At 35.8% G+C, this 821-nt stretch carries 1 protein-coding gene; it reads left to right on the top strand.

The window, feature by feature from the left end:
• Window positions 1–353 precede the first annotated feature (353 nt).
• Entirely contained in the window at window positions 354–683 is a 330-nt protein-coding gene (locus RE027_RS18320) for a hypothetical protein (protein ID WP_000140246.1), read from the top strand.
• The last annotated feature ends 138 nt before the right edge of the window (window positions 684–821 follow it).

Below are 821 nucleotides of genomic sequence, written 5' to 3'. Positions count from 1 at the left end.
CTCCGGAGGACGCCCGTACGGCAACGAGTTGTATAATGAATAACTCGGAGATTTTTCCTCTCATCTGCAGGAATTCACAGTATATTAAAAACAGAATGTTACCAGAGAAAGCGGACGTTACAGAAGATAGTGATACGTTTCCGGACTGAGTTCGTTCTTTAAATCCTATACCTGAAGACCACAGCGGTGGTCTTTGGGAGTTTTTTTATTGCCTGATATACATTAAGCATGTTATATCTTGCTAAGAAATAATCATTCAGGGATTAATCATAACTACTGAAGTTATGTTGTGTTCTTTTCTTTTAAAAATAAATTATTCAGATTTATTTTCTATTGATTTAATGAGGTAGGGAATGACAGAAAGTGCTTTGCTTTTGCGAGAGGCATTTAATGAATCGGTTAACTATATGACATGGTCTTTTTATTCACTGATAACTGCTTACGTTTCGATGGCTTTTTATGATAGAGTTGAGGTTAAGACCCGAATAAATAATTATCTGAATAAGTTACTTTTCGTGATTGCTATGTCCGTTTTTATCCCAAATATGTACTTTGTTTCAATGGTGTTCAGTCAGAAGTTAGGCACCGCAGCTGGCGTTGCGTCATTCATTATTGGGCTACTTTTCATGATGTTAAACTCGGCACCTGTAATTACTGGTATCGTACAGCAGCGCAAAGATTGAGTTTTATGAGTATAGTCAGTTGGGTTTTCATCTGTTTTATCAGACTTAGAAAAATGAAATCTTTCAATTCATTGATTTTAAACGCAAAAAAATTTCTAAATGATCAGAATTATAGGGTGCTCGCTCTGTTCGATCACC

This window comes from Kocuria sabuli (genome assembly GCF_040981185.1).
Classification (GTDB): Bacteria; Actinomycetota; Actinomycetes; order Actinomycetales; family Micrococcaceae; genus Kocuria; species Kocuria sabuli.
This window is presented reverse-complemented; position numbering and strand designations above follow the sequence as displayed.